At 71.1% G+C, this 17,661-nt stretch carries 17 protein-coding genes and 2 pseudogenes; 5 read left to right on the top strand and 14 right to left on the bottom strand.

All coding sequences use genetic code 11. The features are described 5' to 3' along the window. The first annotated feature begins 23 nt into the window (after positions 1-23). Positions 24-2,123 (top strand): MMPL family transporter, encoded by a 2,100-nt coding sequence (locus tag Drose_RS32215; RefSeq protein WP_260725030.1) that lies wholly within the window; start codon positions 24-26, stop codon positions 2,121-2,123. Positions 2,124-2,171: 48 nt separating this feature from the next. Here Drose_RS32215 and Drose_RS32210 read toward each other — a convergent pair whose 3' ends face one another. The 10 genes and pseudogenes from Drose_RS32210 to Drose_RS32165 all read right to left on the bottom strand — a co-directional run bounded on the left by Drose_RS32210 (position 2,172) and on the right by Drose_RS32165 (position 9,634). Further along, positions 2,172-2,909: a hypothetical protein gene (locus Drose_RS32210; RefSeq protein WP_260725029.1), complete on the bottom strand. Its 738-nt coding sequence runs from the start codon at positions 2,907-2,909 to the stop codon at positions 2,172-2,174. Further along, positions 2,906-3,466: an NADAR family protein gene (locus Drose_RS32205; protein WP_260725028.1), complete on the bottom strand. Its 561-nt coding sequence runs from the start codon at positions 3,464-3,466 to the stop codon at positions 2,906-2,908. The genes Drose_RS32210 and Drose_RS32205 overlap by 4 nt, the downstream gene beginning before the upstream one ends. A gap of 30 nt (positions 3,467-3,496) precedes the next feature. Next, positions 3,497-3,640 (bottom strand): hypothetical protein, encoded by a 144-nt coding sequence (locus tag Drose_RS32200; protein WP_260725027.1) that lies wholly within the window; start codon positions 3,638-3,640, stop codon positions 3,497-3,499. A gap of 5 nt (positions 3,641-3,645) precedes the next feature. Beyond that, positions 3,646-4,944, bottom strand: a complete 1,299-nt coding sequence (locus Drose_RS32195; protein WP_260725026.1) for a DUF1254 domain-containing protein — start codon at positions 4,942-4,944, stop codon at positions 3,646-3,648. 70 nt (positions 4,945-5,014) lie between these two features. Next, positions 5,015-7,333, bottom strand: a complete 2,319-nt coding sequence (gene hrpB / locus Drose_RS32190) for an ATP-dependent helicase HrpB (protein ID WP_260725025.1) — start codon at positions 7,331-7,333, stop codon at positions 5,015-5,017. A 61-nt stretch (positions 7,334-7,394) separates the two neighbouring features. Next, positions 7,395-7,766: pseudogene (locus Drose_RS32185) on the bottom strand (single-stranded DNA-binding protein); the annotation flags it as partial. Further along, entirely contained in the window at positions 7,756-8,115 is a 360-nt protein-coding gene (locus Drose_RS32180) for a zinc finger domain-containing protein (RefSeq protein WP_260725024.1), read from the bottom strand. The gene Drose_RS32180 and the pseudogene Drose_RS32185, both read right to left, overlap by 11 nt. Beyond that, a complete protein-coding gene (locus Drose_RS32175) occupies positions 8,102-8,296 on the bottom strand; it encodes a hypothetical protein (RefSeq protein ID WP_260725023.1) in 195 nt (64 codons plus the stop codon). The genes Drose_RS32180 and Drose_RS32175 overlap by 14 nt, the downstream gene beginning before the upstream one ends. Beyond that, positions 8,293-8,664: a hypothetical protein gene (locus Drose_RS32170; protein ID WP_260725022.1), complete on the bottom strand. Its 372-nt coding sequence runs from the start codon at positions 8,662-8,664 to the stop codon at positions 8,293-8,295. Before Drose_RS32170 ends, Drose_RS32175 begins: the two co-directional genes overlap by 4 nt. A 37-nt stretch (positions 8,665-8,701) precedes the next feature. Further along, positions 8,702-9,634, bottom strand: a complete 933-nt coding sequence (locus Drose_RS32165; protein ID WP_260725021.1) for an ATP-binding protein — start codon at positions 9,632-9,634, stop codon at positions 8,702-8,704. 207 nt (positions 9,635-9,841) lie between these two features. Between Drose_RS32165 and Drose_RS32160 the strand changes: the two genes are divergently transcribed. Next, a complete protein-coding gene (locus Drose_RS32160) occupies positions 9,842-10,384 on the top strand; it encodes a helix-turn-helix domain-containing protein (RefSeq protein WP_260725020.1) in 543 nt (180 codons plus the stop codon). Between the two features lie 154 nt (positions 10,385-10,538). Then, positions 10,539-11,816: an MFS transporter gene (locus tag Drose_RS32155; protein ID WP_390891260.1), complete on the top strand. Its 1,278-nt coding sequence runs from the start codon at positions 10,539-10,541 to the stop codon at positions 11,814-11,816. A 37-nt stretch (positions 11,817-11,853) separates the two neighbouring features. Here the strand turns inward: Drose_RS32155 and Drose_RS32150 are convergent, their stop codons facing one another. Both Drose_RS32150 and Drose_RS32145 read right to left on the bottom strand, forming a co-directional pair. Then, entirely contained in the window at positions 11,854-12,105 is a 252-nt protein-coding gene (locus Drose_RS32150) for a hypothetical protein (RefSeq protein ID WP_260725019.1), read from the bottom strand. Between the two features lie 240 nt (positions 12,106-12,345). Next, on the bottom strand, positions 12,346-13,233 hold the full coding sequence (locus Drose_RS32145; RefSeq protein WP_260725018.1) for a fructose bisphosphate aldolase: 888 nt from the start codon (positions 13,231-13,233) through the stop codon (positions 12,346-12,348). 210 nt (positions 13,234-13,443) lie between these two features. On the opposite strand from Drose_RS32145, the gene Drose_RS32140 reads away from it, so the two are divergent. Both Drose_RS32140 and Drose_RS32135 read left to right on the top strand, forming a co-directional pair. After that, on the top strand, positions 13,444-14,289 hold the full coding sequence (locus tag Drose_RS32140) for a hypothetical protein (RefSeq protein ID WP_260725017.1): 846 nt from the start codon (positions 13,444-13,446) through the stop codon (positions 14,287-14,289). Between the two features lie 730 nt (positions 14,290-15,019). Continuing rightward, on the top strand, positions 15,020-15,901 hold the full coding sequence (locus tag Drose_RS32135; protein ID WP_260725016.1) for a helix-turn-helix domain-containing protein: 882 nt from the start codon (positions 15,020-15,022) through the stop codon (positions 15,899-15,901). A 900-nt stretch (positions 15,902-16,801) separates the two neighbouring features. On the opposite strand, the pseudogene Drose_RS32130 reads toward Drose_RS32135, so the two are convergent. Further along, a pseudogene (locus Drose_RS32130) lies at positions 16,802-17,065 on the bottom strand (nucleotidyl transferase AbiEii/AbiGii toxin family protein); the annotation flags it as partial. Positions 17,066-17,067: 2 nt separating this feature from the next. Beyond that, positions 17,068-17,643, bottom strand: a complete 576-nt coding sequence (locus Drose_RS32125; RefSeq protein WP_260725014.1) for a hypothetical protein — start codon at positions 17,641-17,643, stop codon at positions 17,068-17,070. Positions 17,644-17,661: the final 18 nt, after the last annotated feature.

Here is a 17,661-nt window from a genome sequence, read left to right as displayed (position 1 = left end):
GCAGCTTGCCGCACCTTGGCGGCATGTCTCGATTCCTCGGCCGGCTCGGTGGAGCGGCCGCTGCCCATCCTTGGCGCACGATCGGCGCGTGGCTGATCGTGCTCGTCGCACTGACCGCGCTGTCGACCGGCTTCGGCGGCACACCGCACGACGACTACAACGTCCCCGGCACCGAGTCGCAGGCCGGCACCGAGTTCCTGCGGGAGCACTTCCCGCAGATGTCCGGCGCCGACGCGCGCGTCGTCGTGCACGCCGGGCAGCCGCTCGACCCGGCCGCGCTGGAGGCGCTGCGGGGCAGGCTCGCGGGCCTTCCCGGTGCCGCGATCGTCTCGCCGCCGCGGATGTCGGACGACGGCGACACGGCGGTCGTCACGGTGCGGTACGACATTCCGGTCACCGACTTCCAGGGCTCCGAGGGGGTCGACGCGCTGCGCGCCGCCGCCGCGCCGCTGGTGCGGGAGGGGATCCAGGTCGAACTCGGCGGCCAGGTCGCCGAGAACATCACTGCGCCGAGCGGCACCGCCGAGGCCGTCGGCATCGTGGTGGCGCTGCTGATCCTGGTGGCGGCGCTCGGCTCGGTCGTCGCGGCCGGGCTGCCGATCGTCGTGGCGATCGCCGGTCTCGGCGTGGCCACGGCGCTGATCGCGCTGCTGGAGCGGGTGACTGACATCAGCGGTACCGCGCCGACGATCGCCACGATGGTCGGCCTCGGCGTCGGCATCGACTATGCGCTGCTGCTCGTCGCCCGCCACGTGGAGGGCCTGCGCGCCGGCCTGTCGCCGCGCGAGGCGGCCGTCGCGGCCAACGCCACGGCCGGCGCGTCGGTCGTCGTGGCCGGCCTGACGGTCCTGGTGTCCCTGTTCGGACTCAAGCTGTCGACGCTGCCGGTCTACTCCTCGTTCGGCTACGCGACGTTCGCCGCCGTCGGCGCGGTCATGATCGCCGCGGTGACCCTGGTGCCGGCGCTGTGCGGCCTGTTCGGCCGGCGGGTGCTCCCGCGGAAGGCCCGCAAGGCGGCCGCCGCGCCGTCGCGGCCCGGGTTCACCGCCCGCTGGGCCGCCCGCGTCGGCCGGCGCCCGGTGCTCGCGGCCGTCATCTCCTGCGTCGTGCTGGTCGGCTTGGCCGCGCCGATGCTCGGCCTGCGGACCTGGCCGCAGGACGCCGGGAGCCAGCCCACGTCGAACACGAGCCGGCGGGCGTACGACCTGGTCTCCGCGGAGTTCGGCCCCGGCGCCAACGGCCCGTTGGTCCTCGCGGTCGACCTCACCAAGGGCGTGGTCCTCGACGACCTCGTGACGCGGCTGCGTGCCACCCCGGGCGTCGCCGTCGTCACCCCGCCGGCGGTCAACGGCACCGCGGCCGTCGTCGTGGTGGAGCCGGCCACCGGACCGCAGGACGAGCGCACCACGGACCTGCTCGACCACCTGCGCACTTCGGTCGTTTCCGACGGGGTGCTGGTGACCGGCCTGGTCGCGACGTTCGCCGACATCTCCGACCGGCTCGTGTCCCGGCTGTGGATCGTGGTCGCGTTCGTGGTGGCGCTGTCGTTGCTGCTGCTCACGGTGCTGTTCCGGGCGCCGGTCGTGGCGGTGAAGGCGGCGGCCATGAACCTGCTGTCGGTCGCGGCGGCCTACGGCGTGATGACGGCCGTGTTCCAGACCGATTTCGGCGCGCGGGCGGTGGGCCTGCCGCACGCGACGCCGGTGTCGAGCTGGGTGCCGATCCTGCTCTTCACCGTCCTGTTCGGCCTGTCGATGGACTACGAGGTGTTCCTGCTGTCCCGGGTCCGCGAGGACTGGCTCGCCACCGGCGACGCCCAGGGCAGCGTGATCCGCGGCCTGTCCACGACCGGCCGGGTCATCAGCAGCGCGGCGGCCATCATGGTGGCGGTCTTCGTCGGCTTCGCGCTGGATCCGGACGTGACGGTGAAGATGATGGGCGTCGGCATGGCGGTGGCGGTGCTCATCGACGCGACGGTGGTCCGGCTGGTGCTGGTGCCGGCGGCGATGGCCCTGCTGGGCAAGGCGAACTGGTGGCTGCCGGGCTGGCTGGACCGCCTGCTGCCGCACGTCGAGGTCGAGCGGCACGAAGCTCCGCGGCGCTCGCTGGAGCCGGTGAGCTGAGCCAGGCCGGAGGGGCCACCGTGCCGGGTCGGCCCCTCCGCCGCGCTGTCAGCGCAGGCCCAGCGTGGCCAGGACGCGGCGGACGGCGTCGGCGGCGGGGCGCAGGATCGCGGCGTGGACCCACCGCACCGGCGGGACGACCAGCGTCCGCCACGTCCAGGAGACCGGGATGACCACGAGGTAGCGCCACAGCAGGACGACCGAGTGGTTCCACGCCCAGGCCACCGCCGTCCCGATCGGGACCACGATCCAGCGCCAGATCCAGGCGATCGTCAGGCCGATCGGGCGCAGCAGGAAGCGGTACACGCCGACACCGACCGGCGTCAGCACGTAGCGGTACAGGAACCGCAGCGTCCAGACCACCGCACCGGCCGCCGTCACCAGGACCCGGCCCAGGAAGCGCCAGCACGGCAGGGTCCAGCGCAGGAAGGCGACCAGGCCGTTCCACAGCGCGGTCAGCAGCGGCATCAGGACGTGTTTGCCCAGCCAGGCCAGCGGGCGCCAGAAGACGTGGACGGCGAGCCAGCGGACCGGCACCCAGATGGCGTAGTGGAGCGCGTACGCGACGGGGCGCAGGATCCACCGGTAGACGAACCAGGCGACGGGCCGTAACCCGTACCGCCACAGGAAGCGGCCGACGGCGACCAGGCCGTCCCAGGCCAGCTTGAACGGCACGACCACGATGACCGCGATCACCCGGACCGGCCAGGCCAGCCACGCCGGGAGCGGCTCCGGCTCGTTCCCGCGGGTGGCCACCCGCCCGCGTCGCCGCGGAGAACGGGTCATGACGCCACCAGCGCGGCGCGCACCCGCATCAGGGCGAAGCCGAGCAGGTTGTCCCCCTGCCAGCGGGCCGGCCGGCTCGCCCGCTCGTCGTCCGCGGCGAGGCCGATGCCCCAGACCCGGTCGAGCGGGCTCGCCTCGACGAGGATCCGGTCGCCGGTGCCGATCAGGAACGCGCGCAGATCGGGGTGCTGGCCGAACTTCGCGAGGTTGCCCTCGACGACGATGCCGAACCGTTCCCGCGCCCAGGTCGCCTCGTCGAAGCGGGGAATCGTGCGACCCAGCGTCTTCGCCTCGTTCGGGTGCGAAACGGTCAGGATCCGGGCGGCCACGTCGCCGGCGCCGAAGAGCCGCGCCTTGCGCCACATCATGTAGTGCTCGGCGGACGGGAATCCGACACCGTCCACGGTGAACTCCACCGGCCACCACTGGCTCAGGCAGCTCGCGCCGATCGACCCGTCAGGGCGCGGACGGTGCCCCCAGAAGTGGAGGTACTTCACGCGGGTCCCCGACTCGATGAGCCGGATCAGTTCCGCGGTCGACATGGGCGGCGCGAGCATCCCCCGAGTCTGCCGCACCGGGGCAAGCCGTCATGTCGGGTATTCACTGCTCGGTGCCGCCGTGGGCAGGATCACTGTGACGACGAGCCCGCCGCCGTCGCGGGGGCCGGCCCGCACGACACCGCCGGGTGCGGTCGCGACCACCTCCCGGCGCGGATCCGGGTCGGTGAGCACCGTCGTCAGGCCGGCGCGACCGGCGGCAGCCGGTACTCACCGCGCAGAACGGCGGCGTCCGGCTCGTACATGCGCAGTACCGGCCGGAACGCGCCCTCGGGCGCGGGCAGCCAATTGACGTCGTCGGCGGGGCGCTCGTGCTGGATCAGCACCGTCACCGACCCGTCGCGGCCGGACCGGAGCCCGGGGGTCTGGCTGCCGACGGAGTGCCGGTCCAGTTCGTTCGGGACCAGCCGGGACTGCGGCGCGTCGTACATCGTCAGCGACCACCGGGCGCCGACGGGCGGCGGCTGCTCGAAGCGGATCCGGTACGCGCGGGTGCCGTTCAGCCGGTCGCCGTGGGGGTCCTTGTGCACGGTCGGGTACACGGCCTCGTAGGCGTGGTTGCCCCACAGGCCGGTCCGGGCCGCGACCGCGCGCATCCGGTGGGCGGTGTCGCGGTCCGCGACCGTCCACTCCGGAGTGTCCAGGGTGCCCACCTCGAAGTAGTCGAGGTTGTAGTCGAAGGTGTGCAGGTCGTTGATCCAGCCGTTGACCAGCGCGTGGCCCGAGGTCGCCGCCTCCTCGAGCACGTCCCGGCCGCGCTCCAGCCCTTCGCGCAGGGCGTCCCGCAGCTCCCGGGGGATCGTCGGGTACGGCGAGTTGCCGCGCTCCAGCACGCCGAGGGCCGCGAACCGGCGCTGGTAACGCCGCTCGGCCGGCGACGGCGGGAACGCGGCCAGCGACCGCCGCAGTCCCTCGAAGAAGCACAGTTCGTCCGGAACGCCGGCCTGTGGCTTCGGCAGGCCGTCGATCGGCACGTGCGGGTACATCCGCTCCAGCGAGAGACCGTTCTGCAACGCGTTGACGTGCGCGGTGTCCCGTGGGCCGTCGCAGGCGAACCGGGCGATGAGGGTGGCGATCATCGTCGGTACCCGGATGATGTCGGCCCCCGGCGCCTCCCGGCCGGCCCAGCCCGGCGGCACGAGCAGGAACTCCCGCTCCTCGGAGCCGGTGGAGCGGCTGCCGACGTAGGCGAAGTTGTCGGTCCAGGCGTCGACGAACTGCACGACGTGGTAGCGACCGCCGGTGTCCGGCACGCGCAGCCACAGCGGGCCGCCGGACATGTCCAGGTGGGCGGTGGAGTACAGCAGGTCCAGGTTGGCGTTGGCGCTGTGCGGTCCGGGTGCGGCGAGGTCGCGCCGATGGACGAACACGTTGAAGGGACTCGTCTTGACGTCGCGCTCGACCGCACCGAGGTCGCACAGTAACGGAAAGCCGTAGACGTACGCCTCGGCGGCCAGCGCGGGCAGGTCGTCTCTCATACGCGCCTCCCTCGTCCTGCCTCCAGCGTGCGGTGTGGCGGGCTCCGTCCGGGGTGACGGCCGGGGTGGGTTAGCGGCGCGGGTTCGTCCGGCGCGTCGGCGTGGCGGTCAGCGGGTCCGCGGGCCAAGGATGACGCGGGTAACGGCCGCGCAACTCCGCCCGCACCTGGGGATATCCGGTGCGCCAGAACGAGGCCAGGTCCCGGGTGACCGCGGCCGGGCGGCCGGCGGGGGACAGGAGGTGGAGCAGGACCGGCGTCCCGGCGATCGCCGGGGTCTCCAGCCAGCCGAACGCCTCCTGCACTTTGACGGCGAGCACCGGCTGCTCCGGATCGGCGTAGTCGACCCGGAGCAGGGATCCGCTCGGCACGCGGATCCGTTCCGGGGCCAGCGTTTCCAGGTCCTTGGCGGCGGGCCAGGGCAGCATGGCCTGGAGGGTGTGGTCCACGGCGCCGGCGTCATGCTCCAGGATCGCGTCGTCGGTCACCTCGGGCCACGGCGCCCCGAGCGCCCGGTGGAGGAACGCCATCCGGCGGCGCAGCGGCGTCCAGGGCAGGCCCTGCTGCCGCAGCCGTTCGCGTCGGGCCTGCTCGACCAGCTCCGGCGCCCGGATGTCCCTTTCGGCCAGGATGATCGCGCCGAGGCGTTCGACCCGCTTGGCGCCGTCGGCGGTGATCTCGTCCATTGTGGACAAGAGGGCGGCTCCGGCCGCCCGCGCGGTCTGCTCGTCGATCGCCGCCGCGAGCCGGATCCTGGCGTTGACGCTGCCGGTGGGGCGGTCGGCGGCGGCGATCGCGAGCCACCGGTGCCCCTCCAGGGCCGAGCCCTTGCGCAGCTCGGCCTCGGTGCCGCCGGCCATCAGGTAGCCGGTGCCCCGGCTACGGGCCAGCCGTTCAGGGTAGGCCAGGCCGGCGATCACACCCGCGGCCCGGTCGTCCGTGGTGCGCCGCTCGACCGGGTTGTCGACGGCCCTGTACAGCCGCTCCGCCTCGGCTCTCGTGGCGGCGTTCAGGTTGCGCAGCTCGTGTGCGAGATCGTCACTGCCGGTCGGCGCGTCCTCGGCCAGCAGCGCCACGACCTCGGCGGCCTTGCGGGCGCCGACCAGCGGCGCGCCGTCGAGGAGCGCCCGGGCCAGCCGTGGGTGGGCGCCGACCCGGTTCATGCGCCGGCCCTTCGCGGTCACCTTGCCGTCGTGGTCGACGGCGTCCAGCGCCTGGAGGGTCCGGCGGGCCACCGCCATCGCCCCCTCGGGCGGCTGGTCCGGCAGCGTCAGCCCGTGGCCGTCCGGGTGGCCCCAGCAGGCCAGCGCGAGCGCGAACCCGGTCAGCTCGGCCGTGCGCACCTCCGGCTCCGGCTGCTCGGGCCGCCGCTCGTGGTCCGCCTCCGACCAGCACCGGAAGACGACGCCGTCGTCTTCGCGGGCCGACCTGCCGGCGCGCTGGACGGTGCTGGCCTTCGCCGCCCGTACGGTCACCAACGACCCCAGCCCGCGGGCGTGGTCGACGCGGGGCACCCGGGCCAGGCCCGAGTCGACGACGACCCGGACACCCGGCACGGTGAGGCTGCTCTCGGCCACCGCGGTGGCCAGGACGACGCGCCGTCCGGCGCTCCTCGTCAGCACCTCGTCCTGCTGCCCCGGCGGCAGTTGCCCGTGCAGGACGGCGGTGGGGACGGTGAGCCTCGACGCGACGTGCCGGATCTCACCGACGCCGGGCAGGAACACCAGGATGTCGCCGCCGGTCTCCCGCCAGGCCCGTGCGGTGACCGCGGCGACGTGGTCGAGGAACCCCGGGTCGACCCGCGTTCCCCGCGGCGGCGGCATCGGCCGGTCCGGCGGGCTCCAGCGGACCTCGATCGGGAACAGCGGGCTGTCGGCCTCGACGACCTCCCCGCCGAGCAGCACCGCGAACCGCCCGGCCTCGGCGGTGGCCGAGGCGGCGACCAGCCTGAGGTCGGGCCGGATGGTGTTCCTGGCCTCGATGAGGAAGGCGAGGGCCAGGTCGGTGTCGAGGTGCCGCTCGTGGCACTCGTCGAGCATGACGGTCCCGGTGCCGGCGAGCTCGGGATCGGCGAGCAGCCGCCGCACGAGCAGTCCCGTGGTGACGACCTCGATCCGGGTGCGCGGCCCCACCTTGCGGTCGCCGCGGACCGAATACCCGACCGTGTCCCCGACCCGCTCGCCGCGCAGGTCCGCCATCCGCCGTGCGGCGGCGCGGGCGGCGATCCGGCGCGGCTCGGCGACGACGACCCGTCCGTCGAAGGCGTCGGCGAGCACCGGCGGGGCGAGGGTGGTCTTGCCGGTGCCGGGCGGCGCGACGAGGACGGCGCTACCGGCGGCGAGGGCGTCGACCAGCCGGGGAAGGACAGGGGTGACGGGCAGGTGTTCCACGATGCCGATTCAACCGGGTTCCCCGCTAGAAGGGGACCTTCTCCTCGATCCTGGCCGGGTTGCCGGCCGGCGCGTTCCTGGTGACCCTCACGGTGGCGTTGCGCAGGCTGGGGCCGACCTCGTCGACGTCGAGCTCGAACACGGTCCGCTGCTGGCCGTCGGTCGCCTCGTACGACCGCTGGCGCAGCCGGCCGTGCGCGATGACCCGCATGCCGCGCTCCAGCGACCGCGCGACGTGTTCGGCCGTCTGCCGCCAGACGATGCAGGTGAGGAAGAGGCTCTCCCCGTCCTTCCATTCGTTGGTCTGGCGGTCGAGATAGCGCGGGGTCGAGGCGATCCGGAACCGCGCGACGGCCTGCCCGTTCGCTGTGGAGCGCAACTCGGGATCCTCAACGAGGTTCCCGACGATCGTGATGACGGTGTCACCGGTCATGACTGGTTCCTTCCGCGATGATGAGCCGGACGGGATGGGCGGGGGCCTTCCGCAGCCGCACGTCGGTGCCGCGGACGGTGCAGGGCCGCCCGGGCGGCGCGCCGCACCACGGGCACGCCACGTGGAGGGCGCTGCCGTCCGCGGGCGGGTGTTCGTGCCTGGCCAGCACCTCGGCGCGCACGTCGCGGGCGGTGACGTCGCACCGCCGCCGAGCAAGCCGGATCGCGGCGGCGAACACGTCGGGCGCGTTCAGGTCCGCCAGCGAGCGGTGCCAGGCCGCTGCCGGCTCGGGCGACGGACAGATCACCCGCACGAGGGTGACCAGCCGCGCGGTCTCAGCGGGGGTCATCCTCGGACGCCTCCTGATTGATCATTCGCAACTGGTACAGCGGGGTGCCGCAGGCGCACTTCAGCAGCTCGTCGCGCTCCTCGAAGGTCCAGCCCGCGCACCGGTGGTGACCGGTGTGCGCGACCAGCACCCACAGTGCGGTGCTCAGCGAGTCCTCGTCGTGGGCGCGGGCGCTGGTCATGGCCCGCCGCCGGGGACGCGGAGCAGCTCGCGCAGGTCGATCTCGCCGCGCTGCCAGGCCCGGCCGATCTCCTCGCTGCTGTCGGGCAGGTCCCGCTGCCAGCTCGCGCGGGCCCGCACCCGGACCCGCACCCCGGTGAGGTCGCACTGGGCCTCGTCGTCGACGACCACGGCGGCCGGCGCCGGGTACACCATCGTGACGGTGGCCGCGAGCGTGCCATCGGGGAGGGTCACCCGCGTCGGCCCGTGCCCGGGAGCGGTGCACAGCCGGTCGAGGACCCGGCGGTGGGCGGCCCGGTACTCGGCGTCCACGGTGTCGCGCAGTGCCTTCAGCACGGCCAGCGCGGTGACGTCCTCATGCAGGCTCACGCGTCCTCCACCGCGCGCTGCGGACCGCGACCGTCTCTCATGCCGCTTCGCGCCAGCGGTCCTGGTCGGTGTCCGCGGCTCGGACGACCCGGTTCTTGGCCTTGTTGCCCTGCTGCACGATCAGCTTCGCGAGGGTGATCGGCCGCCCGTCGGGGTCCAGGACGGCGGCCTCGAGCAGGTGGCGCCGGGCCACCTCCTCATAGAGGTTGCGCAGTTGGTCGTAGCCGGCCTCGGGGTCCGCGGCGGCGGCGACGTAGTCGGCCACGGTCGGGGCCGGCCGGCCGGCGTCGAGCCACTCCAGGACGAGCCCGGCAAAGCGTCCGTCGGGCTCGTGGATCACCATGCCGGACAGGGACTTCGCCCGGGACTTGGCGACCACGAGCGTGTTCTCCTGGTCCAGCTCGCCGACGATGTCGAACTCGTACTCGATGCCGTCGCGCTGGTCCGGCTTGAGCCCCACCTTGCGCGGCACCTTGCGCCCCCGCTCGTCGCTGTCGACCACGTACTCCGTCTTGGCGCGCATGGTGACGATGACGTGGCCCGGGTACGCCAGCAGCGCGTCGATCATCGCCCGCTCCATCGGCCGGGCCTCCTTCCACCCGGCGAAGCTGTTGCCGCCGCCGGCGCGCTTGGCGGCGTGGTCGACCTGCTCGAGGATGCCGCCGGTGCCGGACCAGAAGTGCGAGAAGGAGTCGACGATCAGCGCGTCGTAGCCGGCGTGCGCGGCCACCGCCAGCGCGTCGATCAGGGCCGACGGCTCGAACCGGGTCAACTGGAGGGTGTCGAAGGTGAACTCGTCGGCGTACTTGGACGCGCTGCCCCGCTCGGTGTCGATCAGGGCGACCCGCTGACCGATCTCCCCGGCGACGATGAGCGCCGTGTAGGTCTTGCCCGAGCCGGTCGGCCCGGTCAAGGCGATGCGAGCCTTCGCCTGCTCCTTGCTGGCGCGGCTGAAGCTGAGGGTGGTCACGCTGGTTCTCCTCATCGCGGATCGCACAAACGTTCGATCAAGTTCTCGCCACCGTAGGCACATGTAGCTCTAGGAGTCAATAACTTGACGTAAGAATCCCTATCTAGCCCTATGAAGGCTTGATGGCAGTACTGATGTGACGAATCGATCTCGATGCACCCGCCAGGATGCGGAACGACCAGGGCGGCGTCCGGCATGATGTGGAGCATGAGCCGGGGCAGCGACGAGCAGGTGAGCTCCGATCAGGCTGCCTGGGACCACCTCGGGCGACTCGTCCGCGAGCGGCGCGCGGAGCTCGGCCTCACCCAGCGCGAGGTCCACAGCGTCGGCGGCCCGTCACCCGCCACGCTCTACCAGCTCGAGAGCGGCCAGCGCGGTTCGTACCGGCCGCACATCCTGCGCCGGCTGGAGCGTGCCCTGGGCTGGGGCGCGGGCAGCGTCCGGCGCATCCTCGCGGGTGGCCTGCCCGCCCTCGACGGCGACGGTGAGGCCGAGCCCCCCGCACGGGAGCGGCGCGCGAGCCGGCCGCCGCGAAACGATCACGCCGTGGACAGCGCGGAGTGGATCGCCGGCTTCCGCAACCTGCCGATCGACACCCACGACAAGCTGCTCATCCTGTCCACGCTGCTGCAGGAGTTGGCCGCCGGCCTCGCCCCGGTCACCCGGCAGGAGCCGCGAAGTCCCCGCCAGGGGCACCTCACGGGCCTTCCCGGGCTTTCCGCCGGCTCGGACCGGACCGCGGGGAGCTGACGCCCGGCGACCGCGTGGACGCTGCCGTCGCGCTGCTCCGGCAGCGTCTTCCGCAACGGTATCGACGGCATACCCGACGGCCCGTTGAGGTTGTCGCCGATCGCCGTTAGGGTCGCGGCTACCTTGCGCATTCTTGATCTCGTGGGGAGTCCCGATGCCGGAGCCGCCGCCGACCCCGCCCCGGTTGCCCTCCCTCCCCCCGGCGGCCCGCACGGCGCCGGCGTTCGCCGAGCCCGTCGTGCGGGTCCGCCCGCGCTGGATCGCCCTGCTCATGCTGGCCGACCTCGCCGTCTGGATGGGCTTCTTCACACCGATCCAGGTGCTGCTGCCCAACCAGATCCAGGCGATCAGCCCCGGCGACAAGGAAAGCATGCTCGGCATCGTGACCGCGCTCGGCGCCGCCGCGGCCGTCGTGGTCAACCCGCTCGCCGGCGCGCTCTCCGATCGCACCACGGCCCGCTTCGGCCGCCGGCACGGCTGGACCCTCGGCGGTGCGCTCCTGGCCGGAGCCGCCCTCGTGCTCCTCGCCGGGCAGCACACGATCCTCGGTGTGGCACTCGGCTGGGTCGCCGCGCAGATCTGCCTCAACACCATGCTGGCGACGCTGACCGCGGCCGTGCCCGACCGGGTGCCGGTGGACCAGCGTGGAGCGGTCTCCGGCTGGGTCGGCATCCCGCAGGTGCTCGGGGTGGTGCTCGGCGTCGTGCTGGTCACCGTGATCGTCACCGGGACCGGCACCGGCTACATCGCGCTCGCGGTCCTCGTGGTGCTGCTGCCGGTACCGTTCGTGCTGTTCACCGCCGACGACCGGCTCCAGCGCGCGGACCGGCCCAGGTTCTCGCTCGCCGGCTTCTGGGTCAGCCCGCGCCGGCACCCCGACTTCGCGTGGGCCTGGATCACCCGGTTCCTGGTCCAGCTCGGCAACGCGCTGGGCACTCTGTATCTGCTCTACTTCCTACAGGACCGGGTGCGGGTGGCCGACCCGGACACCGGCCTGCTCGTTCTCATCCTCGTGTACACCGTCGCGCTCATGGCCACGACCGTGGTGGCGGGCCAGCGCTCGGACCGCACCGGCCGCCGGCGCGTCTTCGTGATCTGGTCCGGGATCGTGATGGCCGGAGCCGCGCTGCTGCTCGCGTTCTGGCCGACGTGGCCGGTCGCCGTGGTCGCCGCGGCGGTCCTCGGCGCAGGGTACGGCGTCTACATGGCGGTTGACGCCGCCCTCATCACCCAGGTGCTCCCACAGGCGACGGACCGGGCGAAGGACCTCGGCGTCATCAACATCGCCAACTCGGCGCCGCAAGTGCTGGGGCCTGCACTCGCGGCGCCGATCGTGGTACACCTGGGCGGCTATTCCGTCCTGTACGTGCTGACCGCCGTCGTGACCCTCCTCGGCAGTGTGTTCGTGCTGCGCATCCGTTCGGTGCCGTAGCCGGCGGGCACCGGTCGCCGTGCCCGTGCGGCACCGGTCAGACGCCGGCGAGCGCGGGCGTCAGCGCCCGGGAGCACAGCTCGCGGGCCCACGTGATCCGGTCGAGCGCCACGTCGGGGCGGTCGCCGAACACTTCCGCGGCACGGGCGTAGCACTCGTCCGCGCCGAGTCGTTCGAGCGTGCGGTCGACAATTTCGCGAACGGTCGCGTCGTCCAGGTCGTATGTCATCGGGGTGTCGGAGACGAACAGTGCCATGCTCAGCACCGGGTCGACCGGGCGAGTCGTCATGGGGATCACCTGTTCACACTGGGGTGTGGATGTTCACTCCACGTTCTCTCGTACCGGTGAGGGAGCACCTCGACGCCAGCGGGATTCTCCGGCTACCGATTTCCGCACCCGCGGATACCTGCTGGCCCCCATGCCCGCCCCATGCCGCACCGGCACCCGCCGAAGAGGAAGGCGGCGGGTCACCTGGGCTTGGCGGCCTTGCCCGGGGCGAACGTCGCCGTCACAGGCTCGGAAGGTCCCTCACGTCGTGGAGGCGCTGTAGATGCCCGCGATGGAGGTGTCGAGCACCCGGTTGAACTCGTCGTCGGTCTGCTGGTGCCGCAGATTCTCGGTCAGCGCCCGAGAGAAGCTGGCGATCAGACCGTGGTTGCGAGCGAGCCGGACGTCGGCATCATGCTGGGAATAGCCGCCGGACAGGGCGACCACCCGCAGGACCTTCGGATGCTCGATCAACTCGGTGTAGAAGTCGTCCCGGGTCGGAATGGACAGCTTGAGCATCACCTGCCGCCCGTCCGGCAGTGCCGGCAGGCGGTCGAGGACGCCCTGCCGCAGCAACTCCTCGGCTGACTGCTTCTCGTCGCTGGAGATGTCGACCTCGGGCTCGAGGATCGGCATGAGGTCGGCGTCGAGGATCCGCTCGGCATAGCCGAACTGCTGATCGAGAACGGCGGCGACACCGGACGGGTCGGCCCGGGTGATGAACGAGCGCATCTTGGTGCCGAACACGCGGCGGCGGGTGGCCCGCGCGAGCAGGTCGTCCAGCTTGGTGAAGGGCTTCATCAGCCGCACGCCGTCCTTCTCGTCGGCGAGCCCCTCGTCCACCTTGACGAACGGAACAACCTGTTTGTGCTCCCACAGGTACAGCGGGGCGGCCGTGCCGGCCACGTCGCGCTCCATGGTCTGCTCGAACAGGATCGCGCCCAGGACGCGGTCGCCGTGGAAAGCCGGCGAGGTGATGATTCGCGACCGGAACTCGTGCATGAGGTCGAACATCTCGCCCTCGGTCGCATAGCCCGACGCCGGCACCCCGTACTGCGCCAGCGCCTTCGGTGTGCTGCCGCCACTCTGGTCCAGGGCGGCGAGGAAACCGCGGCCATGCGCGATCTTTGACCGTTGCTCCTGGTTCATGCCCCCGATCCTGGCACCAGGGCCGACCGGACGCCGACGTTTCGGCCCATCATCAAGGCGCGATTTCGCGGCGCGGCGACCGCGGATGCCGAAAGGGTGAGGAGCCCTGTTCGTCGATCGTCAACCCCGGCGTCGCGCTACGGGAGGTGCCGCACGGTCGCACGTAGGTCAGCGCGACCCGGTCATGGGGTTTTCGGAGAGCGGACCTTCTTGGGTGATCCCGATGTCAACCGACGTCTGGATGATCTTCCGCGCGGCCGTACACATGGCGACCATACTTTCCGTCCTCCTCACCGTGACTCGGTGCACGAGGTGCGGGCCCTTGACCGATTGATCAAATGTCGCACCGTGCGCACCATCGACAGCGGACCGGGCGACCGCCGCTCGGCCACATCCAGCCCGCCCCGGACGGAGATTGTCGTGCATCGTGGTCGAGCCTGCGTTGCGGTCCTGCTCCTCCTCGCCGCCGGTGGCTGCTCCGCCGACGGGACGACATCGTCGACCCCACCGTCGGTGGCGTCGTCCTCGGCCGTGCCCGGGCGGGCGTCATCAGGTGCTCCGTCGGCGGGCCAGCCCGATCTGGCCACCGGGCCCACAGAGGGTGAACACTTCACGTCGCTGGTCCCGTCCACCGCGGAATGGGAGTTCGACCCGGACAGCATCCTCGGGCTGCGCCACAAGGGAACGAAGGAGGACCACGATCGGAAGTTCTCGTTCGGCGCGGCGGACTCCTCGCTGCCGCCGGACGCCCGGCGCTCGCTGGACGCCAACATTGAGCGCTATGTGAAGGGCATCAAGGCGGGCGTACCAGCGGCAAATCTTCAAGGCCCACGGACGAAGAGCATCACGGTGCAGAAATGGGCCGGGATCCAAGCCGACTGGGAGGTCGTTCGTGACGGTGCGGTCATCCTTCAGGGCCGCTACGTCGTGTTCAACGTGCCGGACGGCAAGGGCGCCGGGCTGTACGTCGCGATCGTCGCGTCCCCGGCAAAGACCTTCGCGCACGACGTCCAGTACATCGACATCGCGCTGGAGAACTTCAAGCTCAAGCCCTGACCTCGCCGCTTCGGGGTCGCGGCTCGGTTGGCGGCCGGACGTCCTGCTCCTGGTGGTCGGGTCGGCGCCGCGGCCCCGTGCTTCTGTCGGGGTCGCCGACCATACCGCCGTGGCAATATGGCCACACCCGGCACCGGATCGTTCTCCCGGTCTACTGGCAACCGCGGTTCCGTCGCGATCATGAATTGGTTCGGCCGTTCGATTCGCTCTGTCGCTGAGCGTTGGTTTTGTCGCGGGAAACTGCGGCCATGTTGAGAAGGTCATCGCGGATCTCGCGTGGTTCCTCGCCGGTAGGACAACGGCGCGCGTGCCCGGCCGAACTGTGGGCCATATGGCTCCTCAACCAGGGTCGGCAAACTGACATCCGCACGTGCATGCACACGTGCAGGTTCGCTTGCACGGGTTCCGGTAGGTCGGCATGATACCGCCGTGACCAGCCGGGTGCGTCGATGTCGACGCCGTTCACCGCATGCCGCGGCCCGCCGCGCGATTCCAGGAATCTGGCCGTCCATGTTGTTGATCTGTACATTGATGGGCTTCGCGATAGGTGCGGCGCTCGTCGCGCAATCCACGCTCGCCGCCGCTGCGGGCGCCGCGAGCCTCGGCCTTGCCGGGCGACTCGCTCGACACGTGCTGCCAGGCCGAACGCGAGCGCGGCGAGACTCTTCGCGCAATCGCCCCTGATCAAGACGCAACGCCTTGGAAACGCCGACGCGATCAGGAGGACGTCATGGCGAGCGGCGCTCAGGCGGGGAACGGCACACTCGGTTCTCCCAATATCTTTCGACGACTGCTCGGCGAGCAACTGCGGAACTTACGAGAACGCAACGGGCGAAGCTGCGAAGCGGTAGGGCGGTATCTGCAAAGCTCAGGATCCAAGATCAGTCGGATCGAGTCCGGCCATGTGAAGATCAAGGAAAGCGATTTGGGCGCGCTGCTCCATTTGTACGGTGTCGTCGAACCAACCGAGCAGCGGGCGTTCTTGGAGGTTGTGTCGCTGGCGAATGATTCGCCGTGGTGGCGAGAGTTTGGCGACGTCGTGGCCGACTGGTTCGACCCGTACCTGGCTCTCGAATCCGCGGCCCAGACGATCCGTACGTACGAGATCCGCTTCATACCCGGGCTGCTCCAGACCCCTGAGTACGCACAGGAGGTGATCGGCCTGCGCTATCCGCGTTCCGAAGTCGCTCGTCGGGTCGAGTTGCGGTTGCACCGACAACGCATGCTGCTCGAGCGCAGGTCGACGGTCTTGTGGGCAGTGATCGACGAAATGGCACTGCGCCAACAGATCGGGGCGCCCCAGGTCATGCAGCAGCAGATCGCTGCCCTGGTCAAGGCCACGGAAGCGCCGAACATCACCATCCAGGTGCTGCCAAGCCGCGAAGGGTTGCGTGCCGAGACCGGCAACTCCTTCTCGATCTTCCGGTCGGGGCCCAAGCGGGTGCCCGATGTGGTCTACCTCGAGCATCTCGACCACGCAGAGTACTTTTCGGACTCGAGCACAACCGATCCCTACAAGGTCCACATGAACGCCATCGGCGTCGCGGCAAAGCGACCCGCTCAGACCGTTGCGGTGCTCGAACAGATCGCGCGTGGTGACGAGCTGTCGTAGCACGGCCGTGGCCTGCGCAAACCAGCGCTGGTCGCATGATGCGCATGTCGATCACGCGGTGATCGATTCGCCGGTGGCGCGACCACAAGCGCGGCGACGGTGCCCCTGACCCGGCTCGGTGCCGGTGCCGCGCCCGCGCCGGTTTGCCGCGTTCGTTCAGCGCGGGTTGGAGATGACCTTCATCTAGACGCCAGCGGCCGGACGGGCTCAACGTCACCGCTCATCTATGCGAGCTTAGGGGTTGAAGCCCAAGCACCCACGAGCACTCAGGCAAAGCGGCTTGCGTGGCGGAAATGCGGTCGATCAAGTCGAAGTCGGGTTGGTTGCCTCGCGGTATGCCGACGTCAGGACGTCGAGGAGTTCGTCGCTGATTGCGGTGATCCGCTGACCGTGCTTGATCGAGCCTCCGAGGACGTGCTCCACGACTGGGCGGTGCCGGGCGCCCGGCGTTTGAACACGGAGGGCCATAGCTGCACGTACACGCCCTTCGGCTCCAGGTAGACGGTCGCAAACCCGCATCGTCGCCGCGAAGGTAGCTACACGGATCAGCAAGCCGGAGGTTGACACAGGGCAACTCATGCCGCCTGATGGATGGCTGTCGAGGTCGTTGCCGGCATCGCGATCTTCACCAGCGAGTGCCCTGGACTACGCCTTCCCGGCCTGCCCGCTCATCCAAGCGAGCGCATCGGAGACCTCATTGGTGTCCTTGGTCAGCGCTGAGCTGTTCGAGGATCTCGGATACGTCCGGGGGAGAGGGACCTGTCCTGCGGCGTCCGAGCGCCCGTGGAGCACCCGGTGTCGGCGCGCCGTGTCAGGTTTCCGCGTTGAGTAGTGCGGCGCGCCATGTTGCGAACCGGGCACGCAGCGCGGTCAGGGCCGGGTCGTGCATGCCATATGTGCGTCGGTCACGGTGAGGCGGGCGAAGGTGTCGTACTGGAGATCAACGCGCACGTCCAGGCCGTCGCCCCGGTACGCGTCGATGACCGCGGACACCGCGGCGCTGAACTCGCTGCGGCGGTCCCAGGCGGTGAACAGATCCAAATCCTCGCTTGGTCGCTGCAGGAGACCGGCGGCCTGTACCGCGTAGCCGCCGGCGAGGGCGAAGCCGTAGCGGTCGGCGGCGGACAGGCCGAGCCGTGCCAGCCGTTCGTGGAAGGCGTCCACGATCAGGCCGCCGCGGCTCGAGCTGCGGCGAGTTCGGGGAATCGGTGCTCCCACAAGCGGCGTAGCGCAGGCGGCAGCCAGAGTTGTGGCCAGAGCTGGAGGAGTGATGCGCCGTCGAGCCAGTAGTGGAGGTCGTCGACCGTTGTCGCCTCGGTCAGGACGGTCTTGTACATCGAGGCGAGACGGGCGGGTCGGTCCAGGACGTAGTCGGCGTTGCCGGACCAGTCGAGGTGATGGGGCAACGTCACGGTGCCGGAGGTGGGGCCGCGGAGGTCGTCGAGGCTGTCCGCGACGAGGTACTGCTTCCGGTCGCCGTAGGGGACGTAGTCGGCCGGTGGCCGGGCGGCGGCGCTGGCCGATTTGCGACGGCTGGTGTTGGCGGCGAGACGGACCTCCGGGTGCAGCGCCTGGCGGATGGTCTCGCGGCTGTATCCGGTGACGCGTTGCAGGTCGACGGCCCGCCAGCCCGCAGCGTAAAAGGCTCGCAGCGAGGCGTCGCGTTTCGCGAGGGCGGCCTTCTTGGTCGCCTCATACTCGGCGATCACGGCGCGCAGCTCATCGTCAGTGTGGCGGCTCACAGGCCCAGTCTATCGGGC

Source organism: Dactylosporangium roseum (genome assembly GCF_025264685.1).
Lineage (GTDB): Bacteria > Actinomycetota > Actinomycetes > Mycobacteriales > Micromonosporaceae > Dactylosporangium > Dactylosporangium roseum.
This window is presented reverse-complemented; position numbering and strand designations above follow the sequence as displayed.